The 17999-nt window shown below is 69.7% G+C and carries 13 protein-coding genes; 3 read left to right on the top strand and 10 right to left on the bottom strand.

The window, feature by feature from the left end; genetic code table 11:
• The first annotated feature begins 17 nt into the window (after positions 1-17).
• Positions 18-635, top strand: a complete 618-nt coding sequence (locus IG86_RS0100945) for a GNAT family N-acetyltransferase (protein ID WP_030647469.1) — start codon at positions 18-20, stop codon at positions 633-635.
• A gap of 69 nt (positions 636-704) precedes the next feature.
• Here IG86_RS0100945 and trxA read toward each other — a convergent pair whose 3' ends face one another.
• The 7 genes from trxA to IG86_RS0100910 form a co-directional block, all read right to left on the bottom strand.
• Positions 705-1046: a thioredoxin gene (gene trxA / locus IG86_RS0100940; protein ID WP_030817070.1), complete on the bottom strand. Its 342-nt coding sequence runs from the start codon at positions 1044-1046 to the stop codon at positions 705-707.
• A gap of 58 nt (positions 1047-1104) precedes the next feature.
• Complete coding sequence (trxB, locus tag IG86_RS0100935) at positions 1105-2067, bottom strand: thioredoxin-disulfide reductase (RefSeq protein WP_030647464.1); 963 nt, start codon at positions 2065-2067, stop codon at positions 1105-1107.
• 124 nt (positions 2068-2191) lie between these two features.
• On the bottom strand, positions 2192-3115 hold the full coding sequence (locus IG86_RS0100930) for a hypothetical protein (RefSeq protein ID WP_037941783.1): 924 nt from the start codon (positions 3113-3115) through the stop codon (positions 2192-2194).
• Entirely contained in the window at positions 3112-3813 is a 702-nt protein-coding gene (gene sigM / locus IG86_RS0100925; RefSeq protein WP_030893990.1) for an RNA polymerase sigma factor SigM, read from the bottom strand. Before sigM ends, IG86_RS0100930 begins: the two co-directional genes overlap by 4 nt.
• A 136-nt stretch (positions 3814-3949) precedes the next feature.
• The gene (locus tag IG86_RS0100920) at positions 3950-5683 is read right to left on the bottom strand and encodes a protein kinase family protein (protein ID WP_030893988.1); all 1734 of its coding nucleotides are present in this window, start codon (positions 5681-5683) and stop codon (positions 3950-3952) included.
• A 117-nt stretch (positions 5684-5800) separates the two neighbouring features.
• On the bottom strand, positions 5801-7975 hold the full coding sequence (murJ, locus tag IG86_RS0100915) for a murein biosynthesis integral membrane protein MurJ (RefSeq protein WP_030893986.1): 2175 nt from the start codon (positions 7973-7975) through the stop codon (positions 5801-5803).
• A gap of 46 nt (positions 7976-8021) precedes the next feature.
• On the bottom strand, positions 8022-10286 hold the full coding sequence (locus tag IG86_RS0100910; protein ID WP_030817061.1) for a DUF6049 family protein: 2265 nt from the start codon (positions 10284-10286) through the stop codon (positions 8022-8024).
• Between the two features lie 186 nt (positions 10287-10472).
• On the opposite strand from IG86_RS0100910, the gene IG86_RS0100905 reads away from it, so the two are divergent.
• Entirely contained in the window at positions 10473-11939 is a 1467-nt protein-coding gene (locus tag IG86_RS0100905; protein WP_030893984.1) for a CCA tRNA nucleotidyltransferase, read from the top strand.
• Between the two features lie 68 nt (positions 11940-12007).
• Here IG86_RS0100905 and IG86_RS0100900 read toward each other — a convergent pair whose 3' ends face one another.
• The 3 genes from IG86_RS0100900 to IG86_RS0100890 form a co-directional block, all read right to left on the bottom strand.
• Complete coding sequence (locus IG86_RS0100900) at positions 12008-13276, bottom strand: MFS transporter (protein WP_030817059.1); 1269 nt, start codon at positions 13274-13276, stop codon at positions 12008-12010.
• Positions 13277-13381: 105 nt separating this feature from the next.
• Positions 13382-14464, bottom strand: coding sequence for an inositol-3-phosphate synthase (locus IG86_RS0100895; RefSeq protein ID WP_030817058.1), 1083 nt, complete (start codon positions 14462-14464; stop codon positions 13382-13384).
• Positions 14465-14513: 49 nt separating this feature from the next.
• The gene (locus tag IG86_RS0100890; RefSeq protein WP_030025751.1) at positions 14514-15116 is read right to left on the bottom strand and encodes a PadR family transcriptional regulator; all 603 of its coding nucleotides are present in this window, start codon (positions 15114-15116) and stop codon (positions 14514-14516) included.
• A gap of 275 nt (positions 15117-15391) precedes the next feature.
• Here IG86_RS0100890 and IG86_RS0100885 point away from each other — a divergent pair, with 275 nt between their 5' ends.
• Entirely contained in the window at positions 15392-17983 is a 2592-nt protein-coding gene (locus IG86_RS0100885) for a transglycosylase domain-containing protein (protein WP_078905758.1), read from the top strand.
• Positions 17984-17999 lie beyond the last annotated feature (16 nt).

The raw sequence follows: 17999 nt of genomic DNA, 5'->3' as shown, positions 1-17999 counted from the left end.
GTGGATACGATGCGGTCATGGGTCGTCGGCTGGTACCGCTCACGCTGGACAACCTCCAGGATCTGCCCCGACGTTGCCGGTCCTGCGTCTTCTGGGAACTGGACCCGGTCACCGGTGAGGCCGCCGTGAAGGCGGGCACTTCGGCGACGGAGAAGGAGGCCTGGATCTCCGCTGTCCTGCTGGAGTGGGGGTCCTGCGGCCGTGTGGTCTACGTGGACGACGTTCCGGTGGGCTTCGTGCTGTACGCACCACCGGCCTACGTCCCACGGGCCACTGCCTTCCCGACGAGTCCCGTCTCCCCGGACGCCGTTCAGCTGATCACCGCGTGGATCATGCCCGGGTATCAGGGCCAGGGGCTGGGCCGGGTCATGGTGCAGACGGTGGCAAAGGACCTCCTGCGCAGGGGGTTCCGGGCGATCGAAGCCTTCGGGGACGCACGGTGGGAGGGGCCTGCCTGCCTGCTGCCCGCGGACCATCTCCTGGCGGTGGGCTTCAAGACCGTACGTCCGCATCCGGCCCATCCCCGGCTGCGACTGGAACTGCGGTCGACCCTGTCCTGGAAGGAAGACGTCGAGCTGGCACTGGATCGGCTGCTGGGTGCGGCGCGCAAGGAGCCGGCGCTGCGGCCGCTCTGAGCATCAGACGAAAAACGGGCCCGCCCCTTCGAGGGGGCGGGCCCGTTTCACGTGAAACATCGGCCGCCGTCAGGCGGTCTTGACCTCGACGAAGTCAGAGAGGTCGCGCAGGATGGCGGCCTTCGGCTTCGCACCGACGATCGTCTTGGCGACCTCGCCGCCCTGGTAGACGTTCAGCGTCGGGATGGACATGACGCCGTACTTGGCGGCGGTGGCCGGGTTCTCGTCGATGTTGAGCTTGACGATCTCGATCTGGTCGCCGTACTCGGCGGCGATGGCCTCGAGGGACGGCGCGATCTGACGGCACGGTCCGCACCAGGCGGCCCAGAAGTCCACCAGTACGGGCTTGGCGCTCCTGAGGACCTCGGCGTCGAAGTCTTCGTCGGTCACGTTCTTGAGGGTGCCGGCCACAGCGGCCTCCTTGTTCTTCCTGCGGGGTGGGGTGTGGGGCGGTGCGGTATCAGACCGTTCAGACCGCGGCGTGGGCCGCCTTCTCGGCGTCCGCGAGGGCGGCGAGGAAGCGCTCGGCGTCGAGTGCGGCCGAGCAGCCGGTGCCGGCGGCGGTGATGGCCTGACGGTAGGTGTGGTCCACGACGTCGCCGGCGCCGAAGACACCGGTGACGCTGGTCCGGGTCGAGGGAGCGTCGACCTTGAGGTAGCCCTCGTCGTCGAGGTCCAGCTGGTCCTTGAACAGCTCGGTGCGCGGGTCGTGGCCGACGGCGATGAAGAGGCCGGTCACGGGCAGCTCTGAGGTCTCACCGGTCTTGGTGTTGCGCAGGGTGAGCCCGGAGAGCTTCTGCTCGCCGTGGATCTCGGCGACCTCGCTGTCCCAGGCAAACTTGATCTTCGGGTCGGCGAAGGCGCGGTCCTGCATGGCCTTCGAGGCGCGCAGGCTGTCACGGCGGTGGACGATCGTGACGGACTTGGCGAACCGGGAGAGGAAGGTGGCCTCCTCGATCGCGGTGTCTCCGCCGCCGACGACGGCGATGTCGTGGTCCTTGAAGAAGAACCCGTCACAGGTGGCGCACCAGGAGACACCGCGGCCCGAGAGCGCGTCCTCGTTGGGCAGGCCGAGCTTGCGGTGCTGCGAGCCCGTGGTCACGATGACGGCCTTGGCGCGGTGCACCGTGCCGGCGGTGTCGGTGACGGTCTTGATCTCACCGGTGAGGTCCACGGACACGATGTCGTCCGGGACCAGTTCGGCGCCGAAGCGCTCGGCCTGGGCACGCATGTTGTCCATGAGGTCCGGGCCCATGATGCCGTCCTGGAAGCCCGGGAAGTTCTCCACGTCGGTGGTGTTCATCAGGGCGCCACCGGCGGTGACGGCACCTTCGAAGACCAGCGGCTTGAGCGAAGCGCGTGCGGTGTACAGGGCGGCGGTGTAACCGGCCGGCCCGGAGCCGATGATGATCACGTTTCGAACGTCGCTCACGGGTTTCTTCCTCGTCTCTGCGGACTGCGTGCTGCCTACCGGGGGCCGGTGCGGACTCTCACCCCACCCAACGGATCCTACGGCGCCCGCATTCCCCACCCGTCGCAGTGCGGACCTGAACGTGTCAGCTTCGCGGATAGCTGCTCTTCAGGAGGACCTTTCCCGGGGTGGCCGAGCCGGTGCTCTCGCACGTGGTGTCGACGAGGTAGGCGTCCACGCGTGAGGCGTCCTGCGGGTGCGGCAGGACGAGGAGGTAGACGGCGGCGCCCTGGTAGCTGCCGCGTTCGGCGGCCAGCGGAGCATCGGATCGGCCGGTCGCGTCCTGGACGCAGGAGGGGACCTCCGGCGCCGCCCGCTTGCCCTCGGGGGCGACACCGGGAGCGCTGGTGGTGTCGTCCGTTCCGAAGGTGTTGTTCTGCTCGCCGGGGGCGGTCTTGGCAGCCGTTCCGGGAGGGATCAGCCGCTGGACGCTGTCCTGGAGGCCCTGCGCGGTGTAGGCGCCTCCTGCGGGCGCGCTGACGGGCGGGTGGGCGGCTGAGTCCGAAGCGGCGGTGTTGGGGTGTGGGGTGCCGGAGAAGTCGACGAAGAGGAAGAGGCCGAGAGCACAGACGGCTGCGCCGGCCAAGCCGCCGAGGACGGCGATCCGACGGCGTGCGCGGCGTCGCCCGGGACCGGTTGGGCCGCTCGGGTGACCGGCCGGCGATGTTTCACGTGAAACGTCGCGGAGCGCCGGGCGCAGGCCGGGGGCCGGTGCGGCCTTGTCCCGTGGCTGGGTCGCGTCGAGGAGGGCCTCGGCGGCGAGGGCCGCGTCGATCCGCCCGGCGATGTCGCCGGGCATACGGGCAGGCCCGGGGAGGGTGCCGAGAAGGCCGCGGATCTCCTCCAGGGAGGAGTGGACGTCGGCGCACAGGGCGCAGTCGTCGAGGTGACGGCGGATCTCCGCGGTTCGGGACGGGGAGAGCAGCCCTTCGGTCAGGTCGGAGATCTCCGAGACGTCCGGGTGCCGGATCGTGCCGGTCGTGCCGGGCGTGTCAGTCGCAGGGCTCACGGTCGTCCACCTCCGCCCTTCACAGCATCTGGGTCTGGTTGCCTGGGTCCTGCCGCTGGTGGGACGGGCGGGCCCGGCGTCCGGTTCCTTCCCCGCTCGGCGGTGGTGTTATCCCCGGCATTCGTGCGCAGATGAGTGAGGAGCGGCAGGAGTTTCGCCCGGCCACGGGCACACCGGCTCTTCACGGTGCCGGTGGGCACGTCGAGGATGTCGGCGGCTTCTGCGACGGGGTATCCCTGCATGTCGACGAGGACCAGCGCGGCCCGCTGCTCGTCCGGGAGGGTCCTGAGAGCGGCCAGGAGCTGGCGGTGGAGGTCCTGGCGCTCCGCGGGCGCCTCGGCGGACTCGTGGGGCTCCAGAAGGCGCTCCAGGCGCTCGGTGTCGTCCAGGGGCGCCGTCCTTCGCGAGGCGGCCTTGCGGGCACGGTCGAGGCAGGCGTTCACGGTGATCCGGTGCAGCCAGGTGGTGACGGCGGAGTCCCCACGGAAGGTGTGCGCGGCCCGGTACGCGGACACCAGGGCGTCCTGTACGGCGTCCGCGGCCTCCTCCCGGTCCCCGAGCGTCCGCAGCGCCACGGCCCACAACCGGTCCCGATGCCGCCGCACGAGCTCCCCGAAGGCATCGGCATCGCCGGCGACGTGCCGGGTCAGGAGCTCCTGGTCCGAGGCGGGGGCGAGGTCGTCAGCGGCAGGCCCCATGGTTCCCCTCCTGTTGGAAGCCGAGAACGTGTCGAACCGGGTTCGTCCGGGAGCCGGCCCGAGAGGGCCGGGCCGCACGGGTCTGCGGGAAATCCGTTCCCGCAGACCCTATGCCCCGGGCACAGCGCGAGAAGCGCTAGGAGGTCCGGGAGAAGACGACGTTCGAAATGCCCTGCTTGAAGCCGGCGCCGCTGTACTCCGAAGCTCCGGCCTTCGGCATGGCCGTGAGCCACAGCACCACGTAGCGCGTCTTGACCGGTTTGGCCGCGACGAGTTCCAGCTTGTTGTCCTTCGTGGTTCCGCTGGCGATCGGCTCCATGTTCTTGATCGGAGTGGACGACGACAGGCTCGGCGCGGCGTAGATCGTCGCGGTGGTGTGGTCTCCGTCGTACCTGAACGCTATCGAGGCCGCACTCACCTCCTGCTCCTCGCCGAGGTCGAAGACGAGTCCGAGCCCCTCCTTGTACGCCCCGAGGTCAGGACCGTCGTCGTACCGGTAGGTCCGCCAGAACGAATTGGGGTCCTCGTCGTAGCTCTTGGAGACGCCGTCGAGGTCCTGGGCCTTGTTGTCCGGGTAGTACTCCGCCGCGCCCTTGATGGACAGAGGGGTGCGCTCCGCCTCTTTCGGGTTGTCGTCGGTGCCGGGCTTGGTGTTGTTGCTGGTGCCGCTGTTGCCCTTCTGGGTGCCGCGTTCCAGGAGGGTGTCGGCCAGCTGCCAGCTGCCCAGGCCGAGCGCGGCGATCAGCAGGGCGGCGACACCCCACTTGAGCGCGCGGCCGGTACGGCTCTGCAGGGGCGGCGGCGGAGGCGCGACGGGCAGGCTCTGGACGGTGGTCACGCCGGGGGGCGTGGCACGGCCGTAGCTGCCCTGCTGGTAGGTGGTGTGCTGGTACTCCGGCGGCGCCGTGAAGGCGGGCTCCGGCGGCCGGATGCGGGGCATCGCGGCAACGGCCTTGGACAGCTCCTCCGGGGTGGTGCAGGCCGGTTCCTGACGCGAGGCGGTGGCCCCGTCGTTGGCGAGCGCACGCATGGCGAGCTCGCCCAGGCCCCGGTGGACGCCGGCGCGGACCTGGTCGGGGGCGATCAGGCCGACCCCCTTGGGCAGACCGGCGAGGCCGTACGCGTCGCTCTCGTACGGCCAGCGCTGCGTCAGGGCGGCGTAGAGCAGGGCGCCGATGGCTTCGGTGTCGGCGCGCTGCGGGGTCTCGCTGGTGATGCCGCGCAGCGCGGCGTTCACGGCGAGGCCGCGGATGCGCCACTGACCCGTGGACGTGCGCAGTATCGCGCTCGGCGTAAGCCGCAGGTGCGCGAGCCCTTCGCGGTGCGCGGCGGCCATCGCCTGGGAGACCTGGCTGACGAGCTGGTAGGCCTCATGGGCCTCCAGCGGCCCCACGGCGAGCAGAGCGGTGAGTTCGGTGGCGTCCGGCAGCCACTCGTGGACGACGTAGACGAGGTCGTTCTCCTCCACGGCATCGAGCACCTGGACGAACCGCGGGTCGCCGAGGAGGGCGGACGAGCGGGCGGCGGCCAGGACGGAGCGCGCCCGTGAGTGGTCGGCGGGCATCAGGTGCACGCCCACGGCGCGGCGCAGCTTCTCGTCCATCGCGCGCCAACTGCTGAATCCGTCCACACGGGTGACGCACTCTTCCAGCCGGTAGCGTCTGGCGAGCTTGTGACCGCTGTGGAGTTCGGGTGCGGCCGTGGAGGCCGTGTTCGTGCGTTCGCCGTCCTTTTCGGGCATGGGTCCGTCCGCGGCTCGTCCGTTCTGGGTGTCCACCCCGTCGGACGTGGCCCTTGCCGCCTGAGCGGCAGACGGCTCGTCGCCGTCGTTGTCGGCCACGTCGACGGCAGCCGTGCTACGTTCCGCCACCGTCGTTCCTGCCTCCCCATCCGTTGCGCGCTGTAGGCCAGTCTGCGAAGCCATGCCAATTGTGCCCACAGTCCGACGCTATGCACGACACACGAAAGGGGGCGACGGTTGTGCGCATCAGCGCCCCAAACGTCCTCGGACCATCCCGACCATCGCGTTGAGCTCTTCGATCCGCATCCGCTTGGCCGCGATGAGGAACACGGCTGCCAGGGCGATACCGCCGGCGACCAGGGCGGCGGCGGAACCGAGGACTCCGCTGCCCAGCCACTGGGTGACCCCGAACGCGGCCGCGCCGGCCACGGCGGCGGCCGGGACGCAGGCGCCGGTGAGGCGGGCGTAGGTGCGCATGACGTGGGCGCCGTCGAGGTCGCCGCCGAGCCGGGTGCGCAGGCGGCGCCAGGCCACTCCGACGCCCACGGCGTAGCCGAGACCGTAGGAGGCCGCCATACCGACGACCGCCCAGCGGGCGGGGAGTACGAAGAAGGAGATCGCCGAGCCCGCTGCGTTGACGGCGGCGACGATGACGGTGTTGTAGAAGGGCGTGCGGGTGTCCTCGTAGGCGTAGAAGCCGCGCAGGACGACGTACTGGACGGAGTACGGGATCAGTCCCAGGCCGAACGCCATCAGGACGTAGCCGATGTTCTGGGCACCGGAGCCGGAGCCCGCGTAGAGCAGGGTGGCCATCGGGACGCCGAGCGCGAGGAACGCGAAGGCGCAGGGCACGATCGCGACGGCGGACGTGCGCAGGCCGTAGGAGATGTCGTCGCGGACCGCGGCGGCGTCCCCGTCGTGGGCGGAGCGGGAGATGCGGGGCAGGACGGCCGTCATGACGGAGACGGTGATGATCGCCTGCGGCATCTGCCACAGCAGCAGCGCGTAGTTGTAGGCGGTGATGCCGGTACCGGGGTGGCCCTGCTTCTCGGCGACCGAACCGGCCCAGGTGGCGAGCTGGGTGACGATGACGAGGCCGACCTGGTTGGCGAGGACGAAGAAGAACGTCCACTTGGCCAGGCGGGCCGCCTTGCCGAGGCCGTGGCCCTTCCAGTCGAAGCGCAGGCGCGGCTTGAAGCCGGCGTCGCGCAGGTAGGGGAGCATCGCGAGGGCCTGGACGGTCAGGCCCAGCAGGGTGCCCAGACCCAGCAGGCGGACGCCTTCGGGGGTGACGGTGGTGGCGTTGACCCCGGAGGTGGTGAAGCCGCCGAAGGCCCAGATGAAGGCGCCGAAGGTGGCGATGACCACGATGTTGTTGAGGACCGGGGTCCACATCATCGCGCCGAAGCGGCCGCGGGCGTTCAGGATCTGACCGAGCACCACGTGGACGCCCATGAAGAACATGGTCGGCAGGCAGTAGCGCGCGAACGCGACGGCCACGTCCATCTGCTGCGGGTCGGAGGCGATCTTCGGCGACATCATCGTGATGAACACCGGTGCGGCCAGGACGCAGATGGTGGTGATGCCGGCCAGGAGGACCACGACGAGGGTCAGCAGCCGGTTGGCGTACGCCTCTCCCCCGTCGTCGTCGTTCTTCATCGCGCGGACCAGCTGCGGGATGAAGACGGCGTTGAGGGCGCCACCGCCGACCAGCACGTAGATCATCGTGGGCAGCGTGTTGGCGATCTGGTAGGTGTCGTTGAAGGTGCCTACGCCGATCGCCGCGGCGATGACCAGGGTTCTCAGGAAGCCCGTGATGCGGGAGACGATCGTTCCCGCCGCCATGAGCGCACTGGACTTGAGCAGGCTCGCGGCACGGCCGGCGGGCTTGGCCGGCGCCGGTGCGGCGACGGGGGCGTCCTCGACGGGCGTGCGGGGAGCCGCCTCCTGGTCCCGGTAGAGGTGCGCGAAGGCGTCCGGCTCGGGCTGCTCCTCCGCGGCGCGGGTGACGAGGGAGTCCACGCCCACGAATTCGGTGGTGGTTGCGTGGTCGCCGTACGGCAGGTGCCGGGAGGGGCCGTCCGGCTCGGGCGGCGGGGTCTGGGCCCAGACGCGGGGGTCGGGGGAGTACATGGGCGCGGCCGGTGCCGCGTACAGCGGACCGGGCTCCTGGAAGGTACCGGGGGGCGGCGGCGGGTGCGCGGCACGGTCGTAGAGGACCTCGCCGACGGGGTCCTGGGCGGACAGGTCCTGGGACCGGTACGGGTCGTAGTCGTAGGCATCCTGGACATACGGGTCGTGGTCCGGCGCGGGCGCAGGTGCGGGAACCTGCCCGGGCACCGGGGTGCCCGGGGCAGTGCCCTGGGAGGGCGCAGGCCCGCCAGTGCCCTGCGCGCGGTCACCGTCGTACGGCGCGTTCATCGAAACCCCACCTCATCGTCCCCAGGCCGACCGGCCACGGCATCGCTCAACGGTCCACTGTCTCACTCGTGCCGGACCCCTCGGTGCTTTGCGGTTCGGTGTCCGGGGACTCGTCACTCGGCTGCGTGCTCTCCTCGGCGGCGGCACGCGCCGCGACACGCTTGCGGCTGGCGTACATCTTGATGCCTGCCAGGACCAGCAGGAGCACACCGCCGGCGATCACGAGCATCACGGTGGGAGTGATCTCGGTGGCCTCCACGGTGAACCGGCGTTCCTTGCCGTAGGGGATGCCGTCCTTGGTGAAGAGCTGCGCGGTGACTTCGACGGGCCCGCTCGCGGTGGCGTTGGCGGGGAACTTCACGGTCTGGGTGTGGTCGCCCTGGACGGTGACCTGCTGTTCCGCCTGGCCGCTGCCGTTGAACATCAGGCGGGACGGGTTGGCGGACTTCACCCGCAGGACCAGGTCGTGCACGTCCTGCACGAGGCTGTTCTGGACGCTGACCGGGATGGTGGCGCTGTGTCCGGACAGGGTGGCGTCGGACTTGGGGATGACCTTGACCTTCTCGGTGAGACCGATCAGGTATTCCTGCACCTGGTCCCGGTAGAGGCGGGCCTCGTCGGGACGTCCTCGCCAGGAGGTCGACATCTCCCGGTTGACGGTGTTGCCGAAGGGGATCTCCACGCGGTCGGGCGCGGCGAGGATCACCTTGAAATGGTCCAGCGTGTTCTGCGTGGTGCGGATCTTCTCGAAGGCCGACACCGGCAGCTCCTGCTTGCGCAGGTCCTCGGGGTACTGGCCGGCGCCCGGCACCTGGGTGGTGGCGCCCGGGTCGGGCTTGGCGGCGGCCGCCGCTTCCAGGTCCGCGGGCTGCGTCCAGCGGCCCCCCTGGAGGCCGCGTATGGCGGCGGCCATCGACCGGGCCTGGCTGACGGTGGGCATCCGCTGGGGAGCCACGACGAAGCTGCGCGGTTCGTCGGTCTTCTGCAGGTTCAGGGCGAGGCTGTGGGCGAGGAACCGCTGCACGGCGAGCGTGGAGCTCCCGGCGTTCAGCATGTCGCCCTCGAAGGCCGTGGACAGCTCGGCGTCCGCCACGACGGCGGTGGTGCCGGCTCCGATGGGGCGGGCGGCCGACGGCGTGTAGCCGAGGGCGCCGCTCTCGACGAGGCTGTCGCTGCGGGTCAGGACGTTGTGGGCACCGGCCGAGGTGGCGACGTTCACGATCGAGGGATCGATGGCGCCGTTCACGGGCCAGGAGAAGTCGGTGGACGCGGGGACGTGCAGGACCGTCTCGACGGCCTGCTTCGCCTTGTCGGTGGCCGGGCGCAGCTGCCCCAGGGTGCCCGAGACGTCCTTGCCGTGGTGGGCGAGGGAGGCGAGGTCGGGGTCGGCGAAGGGCAGGGCCACGACCTTCTTGCCCTGGACGGCCGCCTCCAGGGAGCTCAGCCACTGCTCGGCGACGGCCTTGTTCTTGCCCTGGACGGTTTTGCCGTTGGCGCCCCGGACCCGGTAGCCCTTGGTCATCGCGTCGACCGTGTAGAGCAGGTCGGGATCGATGACCCAGGTGATCGGCAGGTCCTTGCCGAGGGTGACCATCTGCTCCAGGCGGCCGCCCGGCTTCAGCTCCTCGTAGAGGGAGTCGTCGAGGAAGACCGGTGTCTGGAGCTCGTCGGACCCGGTCTCCGCCGTGACACGGGTGGTGGAGATCAGCGGCCAGGCGTAGGTGAGCTGGGAGCGCTTGGCTGCGGCGTCGGGCTGCCAGGGCAGGAAGGTCCGCTTGATGCCGAGCACCTGCTCGGAGGGCCGGCTGTCGGTGACCCCGGACAGCGAGACACCGAGCTGGTAGACCCCGTCCTTGTCGAGTTCGAGCTTGTTGACCGGGACGGTGAGGGTGAAGTTCTGGGTGACCTTGGACGGCAGGGAGTCGATCTTCACCGCGTACGCGGGGTCGATCTCGCCGGGATCGGTGCCGGCCCGGAAGCCGTTGCGTTCCGCCGTCTCGTCGATGGACGACCGGTCCGTGAGCGCGGGCCCGACCCGCAGGCCGACGTGGGCATCGGTGATCGTCTCGGAGCCGGTGTTGACCACGGTGCCCTCGATGGTGAGGGTGTCGCCCTTCACCGGGGCGCTGGGTGCCATGGAGACCAGCTGGACGTCGACGGAGGAGGCCTGGGCGGCCTCGGCCTGCGGGGCGGGGGCATAGACGAGCGCGGCCAGCACGGGGGTCCCGGCGAGCAGGACGATCGCGCGCCGCAGCCATCGGCGCCGGACAGGGGCGGGGGACGCCCCTTGGATGTCTGCCGCCTCGGCCACGCGCTAGCCCGTCCCTAGAAGTGTCAGTGGTCGTCTTTTGTGCGTCCACGAATGGTAACGAGGTGCGCTGTGTGCGAGTGCCGCACCTTGCTCCACATGATCGGCTCAGCCCCGCGGCGGCCGCGTACCGGGGTCGCCGATAAACGGGGCGGTCCCTGGTGGGCCGGGCACGTACCCTTTTCAGTTGTGCCGAACGCCAACGAAGACAACCCCAGTGCCCTGAGTCAGGTGCAGCGCCGCGCGGTCAGTGAACTGCTGCAGGTCGCTCCTGTCGCCGACGAGCTCGGCCGCCGGTTCCAGGAGGCGGGCTTCCGCCTCGCCCTGGTCGGCGGGTCCGTCCGCGATGCGCTGCTCGGGCGTCTCGGCAACGATCTCGACTTCACCACCGACGCCCGCCCCGAGGACGTTCTGAAGATCGTCCGGCCGTGGGCCGACTCGGTCTGGGACGTCGGCATCGCCTTCGGCACCGTGGGGGCCCAGAAGAACGCGCGCGTCGCAGGCGCCGTCCGGAACTTCCAGATCGAGGTGACGACCTACCGCTCGGAGGCCTACGACCGCACGTCGCGCAAGCCGGAGGTCTCCTACGGCGACTCGATCGACGAAGACCTCGTGCGCCGTGACTTCACGGTCAACGCCATGGCCCTGGCCCTTCCCGAGCAGGAGTTCATCGACCCGCACGGTGGCCTGGAGGATCTGGCCGCCGGCGTGCTGCGCACCCCCGGAACCCCCGAGGACTCCTTCTCCGACGATCCCCTGCGGATGCTGCGTGCTGCGCGCTTCGCGGCGCAGCTGGACTTCGAGGTCGCCCCGGAGGTCGTGGCGGCGATGAAGGCGATGTCCGAGCGGATCGAGATCGTCTCCGCGGAGCGGGTCCAGGGCGAGCTGAACAAGCTGATCCTTTCCGCCAACCCGCGCCGGGGTCTGGGACTGCTGGTGGACACCGGGCTGGCCGACCGGGTGCTGCCCGAGCTGCCCGCGCTGCGCCTGGAGAGTGACGAGCACCACCGGCACAAGGACGTCTACGACCACTCGCTGATCGTGCTGGAGCAGGCGATCGCGCTGGAGGAGGACGGCCCGGACCTCGTGCTGCGGCTCGCCGCCCTGCTGCACGACATCGGCAAGCCCCGCACCCGCCGCTTCGAGAGCGACGGCCGGGTCTCCTTCCACCACCACGAGGTGGTGGGCGCGAAGATGACCAAGAAGCGGCTGACCGCGCTGAAGTACTCCAACGACATGATCAAGGACGTGTCCCGGCTGGTCGAGCTGCACCTGCGCTTCCACGGCTACGGGGACGGGGAATGGACCGACTCCGCGGTGCGGCGCTACGTCCGTGACGCCGGGCCGCTGCTGGACCGCCTGCACAAGCTCACCCGGTCCGACTGCACCACCCGCAACAAGCGCAAGGCCAACGCGCTCTCCCGCACCTACGACGGTCTTGAGCAGCGCATCGCACAGCTGCAGGAGCAAGAGGAGCTGGACGCGATCCGGCCCGACCTGGACGGCAACGAGATCATGCGCGTCCTGGACGTCGGCCCGGGGCCGGTGATCGGCAGGGCCTACGCCTTCCTGCTGGAGATGCGGCTCGAGAACGGCCCGATGGGGCACGACGCCGCTGTGATCGCCCTCAAGGAGTGGTGGGCGGCCCAGGCCTGACCTGCGAGCGCGGGTGCCGATGTTTCACGTGAAACATCGGCACCCGCCGCCCGGGGAGGAGCGATGTTTCACGTGAAACATCGGCTGCGCCGGCCGAGCAGCACGGCGGTCAGGGCGTAGAGGGCGGACACGCAGACGAGCAGGACCACGGACTGGCCGTCGGCGGGGAGCATGAGGGCGGACACCGCCGCCGCCCCGACGAAAGCGACGTTGAAGAGCACGTCGTAGACCGAGAACACCCGGCCGCGGTAGTCGTCGTCCACCTGGGACTGCACTTCGGTATCGGTGGAGATCTTGGCGCCCTGAGTGGCGAGGCCGAGGACGAACGCGGCGACCAGCATCGGCCCCGGGGCGAAGAACAAGCCCAGGGCGGGCACGAGGACGGCGGAGCCGGCGGCGCAGGCGGTGATCCAGCCGAGGGTGCCCAGTCGGCCCACCATCCACGGGGTCACGACGGCGGCCGCGAAGAATCCGGCCCCCGAGGCGCCGACCGCGATGCCCAGGAGGGCGAGTCCCTCGGCCTCGGTGTCCGACCAGGCGTAGCGGCAGAGCATCAGCAGCATGACGAACAGGGCCCCGTAGCAGAACCTCATCATGGTCATCGCGGCGAGGGCCCGGGCCGCCCGGCGCCGGGCGGCGAGGTGCCGGAGGCCTTCGGCCATGCCCCGCACGGTGAGGGCGATGCCTTCGGCCGGCGAGGGATGGACCTGTCCCGCGGAGTGGTCGGGGCCCAGCAGCCCGATGGCCAGGCGTAGCGAGACCAGAGCCGCGCACAGGTAGAGACAGGCTCCGAGCAGCACGACGAGGGCGTTGGAGCCGGAGGCGAGCAGCCGGACGAGGAAGGCCAGCCCGCCGCCGGCCACGGCCGCGAGAGTGCCCGCGGTGGGGGAGAGCGCGTTCGCGGTGACCAGCTGATCGGCTCCGACGACGCGGGGCAGTGAGGCGGCCAGGCCGGCCAGTACGAAGCGGTTGACCGCGGTCACGGACAGCGCCGAGGCGTAGAACAGCCAGTCGGGCACGTGCGCGACGATCAGCACGGCGGTGATGCAGGCGAGGAAGGCCCGCAGCAGGTTGCCGTAGAGGAAGACCTGACGGCGGCGCCAGCGGTCCAGCAGTACCCCGGCGAAGGGGCCGATCACCGAGTAGGGCAGCAGCAGTACCGCCATGGCCGAGGCGATGGCCGCCGGGGAGGTCTGTTTCTCGGGGGAGAAGACGACATAGGTGGCGAGCGCGACCTGGTACACGCCGTCCGCCGCCTGGGAGAGCAGCCGTACGGCGAGCAGGTTGCGGAAGTCCCTCAGGCGCAGGAGTACGCGCAGATCACGTACGACAGGCATGAGGGAAAGGGTCACATACGCGGAGGGTCCCCGGGCACATTGCCCGGGGACCCTCCGCGGAAGAACAGCCGAAGTCCAGGTGTCGACCGGACTCGGTGGCTTCGACTAGCGCTCGACCTCGCCCTTGATGAACTTCTCGACGTTGGCCAGGGCCTCGTCGTCGAAGTACTGGACCGGCGGGGACTTCATGAAGTAGCTGGACGCCGACAGGATCGGGCCGCCGATACCGCGGTCCTTGGCGATCTTCGCGGCGCGCAGGGCGTCGATGATGACACCGGCGGAGTTCGGGGAGTCCCACACCTCGAGCTTGTACTCGAGGTTCAGCGGGACGTCGCCGAACGCGCGGCCCTCAAGGCGGACGTAGGCCCACTTGCGGTCGTCGAGCCACGCGACGTAGTCGGACGGGCCGATGTGGACGTTCTTCTCGCCGAGCTCACGGTCGGGGATCTGCGAGGTGACGGCCTGCGTCTTGGAGATCTTCTTCGACTCGAGGCGGTCGCGCTCGAGCATGTTCTTGAAGTCCATGTTGCCGCCGACGTTGAGCTGCATGGTGCGCTCAAGACGGACACCGCGGTCCTCGAACAGCTTCGCCATCACGCGGTGCGTGATGGTGGCGCCGACCTGCGACTTGATGTCGTCGCCGACGATCGGGACACCGGCCTCGGTGAACTTGTCGGCCCACTCCTTGGTGCCGGCGATGAAGACCGGGAGGGCGTTGACGAAGGCGACCTTGGCGTCGATGGCGCACTGCGCGTAGAACTTCGCAGCGTCCTCGGAGCCGACGGGGAGGTAGCAGATCAGGACGTCGACCTGGCGGTCCTTGAGGATCTGGACCACGTCGACCGGAGCCTCGGCGGACTCCTCGATCGTCATGCGGTAGTACTTGCCCAGACCGTCGTAGGTGTGGCCGCGCTGAACGGTGACACCGGCGTTCGGGACGTCGCAGATCTTGATGGTGTTGTTCTCGCTGGCGCCGATGGCGTCCGAAAGGTCGAGGCCGACCTTCTTCGCGTCGACGTCGAACGCGGCGACGAACTCGATGTCACGCACGTGGTAGTCGCCGAACTGGACGTGCATCAGCCCGGGGACCTTGGACGCCGGGTCGGCGTCCTTGTAGTACTCGACGCCCTGCACCAGCGAGGCGGCGCAGTTGCCCACGCCGACGATGGCTACGCGAACCGAACCCATTCCGGTTGCTCCCTGTTTGTTCTCGGACAAGGCCTGCAAGATGCAGTCCTCATTTTTCGGTTTCGTCGGACGGACCTGATCGTCTCCGATCCCGTCCCGCCCGCTCACTCTCGATGAGCTCGTTCAGCCAGCGCACTTCGCGCTCCACGGACTCCATGCCGTGCCGCTGCAGCTCAAGCGTGTAGTCGTCGAGGCGCTCCCGCGTTCGGGCGAGTGAAGCGCGCATCTTCTCCAGGCGCTCCTCCAGCCGGCTGCGGCGGCCCTCCAGTACCCGCATCCGCACGTCTCGTTCGGTCTGGCCGAAGAAGGCGAAGCGGGCGGCGAAGGACTCGTCCTCCCAGGTCTCGGGGCCCGTGTGGGAGAGGAGCTCCTCGAAGTGCTCCTTACCCGCGGCCGTCAACCGGTAGACGATCTTGGCGCGGCGCCCTGCGAGTGAAGCGGCGAGAGCGTCTTCCGGGGCGTTGCCCGGTTCTTCGATCAACCAGCCGTTGGCGACGAGCGTCTTGAGGCAGGGGTAGAGCGTCCCGTAGCTGAAGGCTCTGAACACTCCCAGCGAGGTGTTGAGCCGCTTGCGCAGCTCATAGCCGTGCATGGGGGATTCGCGGAGCAGGCCGAGGACGGCGAACTCGAGGATGCCTGAGCGTCTGCTCATCCGCCCGCCTCTCCTCCACCCCTGAGTCTTTATGTCGAGCTGATGTATCGACTCGATACATCCAGACGATAGAACGGGCCGCCTTCATCGACAAGGGGAGACATGGTGACCGGCATCACATCACCGATTCGCACCAGGCAGGTTGCCTGATTTGGGGTGAACTTCGGCACTGGGCGCGTTTTGACCGTGCGTAGTCTGTGCGCCATGACACCGGGGGGAACCGGAATTCATCTGCCGCTTCCAGGCCACTCGCCTGCCCGAGGAGTAGTCGTTCGATGAGCGAGCACCGCCGCAAACCGCCGCAGCCCCAGGGCGGGGGGCGGGCCTCCGCCCGCCGCGCCGCCCAGCAGCGCCCCGGCAGGGGTGCCCCGGCCGGACGTGACGTCCCCACGGCGTCACACAGCGGCCCGTACGCACAGCAGCCCGGCCAGGGCAGTCGCGCCGACGCCCGCCGGGCGGCGCAGAGAGGGCCCGCGGGCCGTGGCAGAGGCGCAGCGGGGAGTGCGCGCGGCGCCAGCCGCCCGGACAAGCGGCTCATCAACTACCCGCGCTCCGACCGGGACGGCTGGAAGCGCTTCGTGCCTTCCTGGAAGCTGGTCTCCGGCACCGCCCTCGGATTCTTCGCGGTCATCATCGCCGGTGCCGGCATCGGCATCGCCATGGTGAGCACGCCGGACCCGAACAAGGCGGCCAAGGCGCAGAACAACGTCTTCTACTGGGCCGACGGCAGCCAGATGGTGGCGACGGGCGGTTCGATGAACCGCCAGATCGTCCCCATCTCCAGCATTCCCCGGTCGATGAGGGACGCCGTGATCGCGGCGGAGAACGAGTCCTTCGAGACGGACAAGGGCGTGGACCCGATGGGTATCGCCCGCGCCGTCTGGAACATGGGCACGGGCGGATCCACCCAGGGCGGCTCGACCATCACCCAGCAGTACGTGAAGAACACCTACCTTGACTCCGACCAGACGCTCAAGCGGAAGGTCACCGAGCTGTTCATCGCGATAAGGCTCGGTGTCAGCGAGGAGAAGGACACCGTCCTCGCCGGGTACCTGAACACCGCCTACTACGGACGGGACGCCTACGGCATCCAGGCCGCGGCCCGCGCCTACTTCGGCAAGGACAGCCAGGACCTGAACCCCTCCGAGTGCGCCTTCCTGGCCGCCGTGCTGAAGGGCCCCAACCTCTACAACCCGGACGGCGGCATCGGCGCCGCCGCCACCCCCGCCCTCAACGAGGACCGCGCCAGGAAGCGCTGGGCCTGGGTGCTGGACCGCGAGGTCGAGGTGGGCCGCATGGAGGCGGCGGAGCGGGCGAAGTACAAGGACTTCCCCGCGCGCGTCGAGTCGGAGCAGGCCCGCGGTATGACCGGCCAGATCGGCTACCTGGTCGACACGGCCAAGGCGTACGTGATGAAGACCAAGGGCATCACCGCCGAGCAGATGGCCCTGGGCGGCTACCGGATCAAGACCACCTTCGAGAAGCCGAAGGTGGACGCCATGTCCAAGGCGGTCGAGGACATCCGAGCCGGGCTGATCGACGAGAAGAAGCGCCCCGAGACCGACACCTTCGTACAGTTCGGCGCCGCCTCCGTGGACGTCAAGACCGGCGCGCTCGTCGCCCTGTACGGCGGCCCCGGCTGGGACCAGAAGTACTTCAGCAACAACGCCAACACCAGCGGCGTGCCGGTCGGCTCGACCTGGAAGCCGTACGTGCTGGCGGCGGCCATGGAGTACGGCACCCAGAACTCCAACGGCAAGGGCATCTCGGTCGACAGCAAGTACCAGGCCAACGACCTCACCGTGATCAACAACCGTGAGGGCAAGCCGCTGCGCGACGCCTCGGGCAACCCCTTCCGGCAGAAGAACGAGAGCCCCACGGCCTTCGGGTACGTGACCCTCAACGAGGCGATGGAGAAGTCCATCAACGTCCCGTTCGCCCAGCTCGTCTTCGACGTCGGCCACGAGAAGGTCCGCAACGTGGCGAAGTCCACGGGCATCCTCGAGGAGTCGATCAACCCGAACACCGACGCCTCCTTCGCCCTGGGCACCTCGACCCCCAGCGCCATCCGCATGGCCGACTCGTACGCGACCTTCGCCGCCTCCGGCATGCACCGCGAGCCGTACTCCGTGATCGCGGTCGAGAAGAACGGAGAGAAGCTGTCCGGCTTCGAGGCCCCCAAGGACCAGCGGGCCATGGACAACGCGGTCGCGGACAACATCACCAAGGTGCTGGAGAACGTCGTCGAGAACGGCACCGGCAAGAAGGCCAAGAAGCTGGGCCGGCCCGCCGCGGGCAAGACCGGTACCACGGACGAGAACAAGTCGGCGTGGTTCGTCGGCTACACCCCGGAGCTGTCCACCTCCGTGGTCCTCTTCCGCACCGACCCCAACTCGGCGGAGAAGAAGCTCATCTCCATGAAGGGCGTGGGCGACATCCCCTCCCTCCACGGTGGTGACATCCCGGCCGAGATCTGGACCGAGTACATGGGCGAGGCCCTCAAGGGCAAGCCGGTCACCGAGTTCCCCGAGGCCGAGGACATCGGCGTCACGGCCGACTCCGCCGGCGCCCCCTCCCCCACCCCGGTGGCACCCGTGACGCCGTCCCCGTCCCCGTCGTCGATCCCGCCGAGCTCCCCGCCGCCGTCCCCGTCGCCCTCCAAGGGCGGCGGCCGGCCGTGCAAGCCGTGGGAGCTGTACTGCGACCCGGACACCACGCGCGGCGGCACCAACGAGGGCACGAACACCGGCACCAACTCCGGCGTCATCGGCGGGCCCAGCGGATCTCCGTCCCCGTCGCCCAGCGGCAGACCGGGCCGCCCGGGCGGCCTGACCGGAGGGACCACCGGCAGCACCGTGCCGGACTGACCCGCTCCACCGCCCC

Source organism: Streptomyces virginiae, assembly GCF_000720455.1.
Classification (GTDB): domain Bacteria; phylum Actinomycetota; class Actinomycetes; order Streptomycetales; family Streptomycetaceae; genus Streptomyces; species Streptomyces virginiae.
This window is presented reverse-complemented; position numbering and strand designations above follow the sequence as displayed.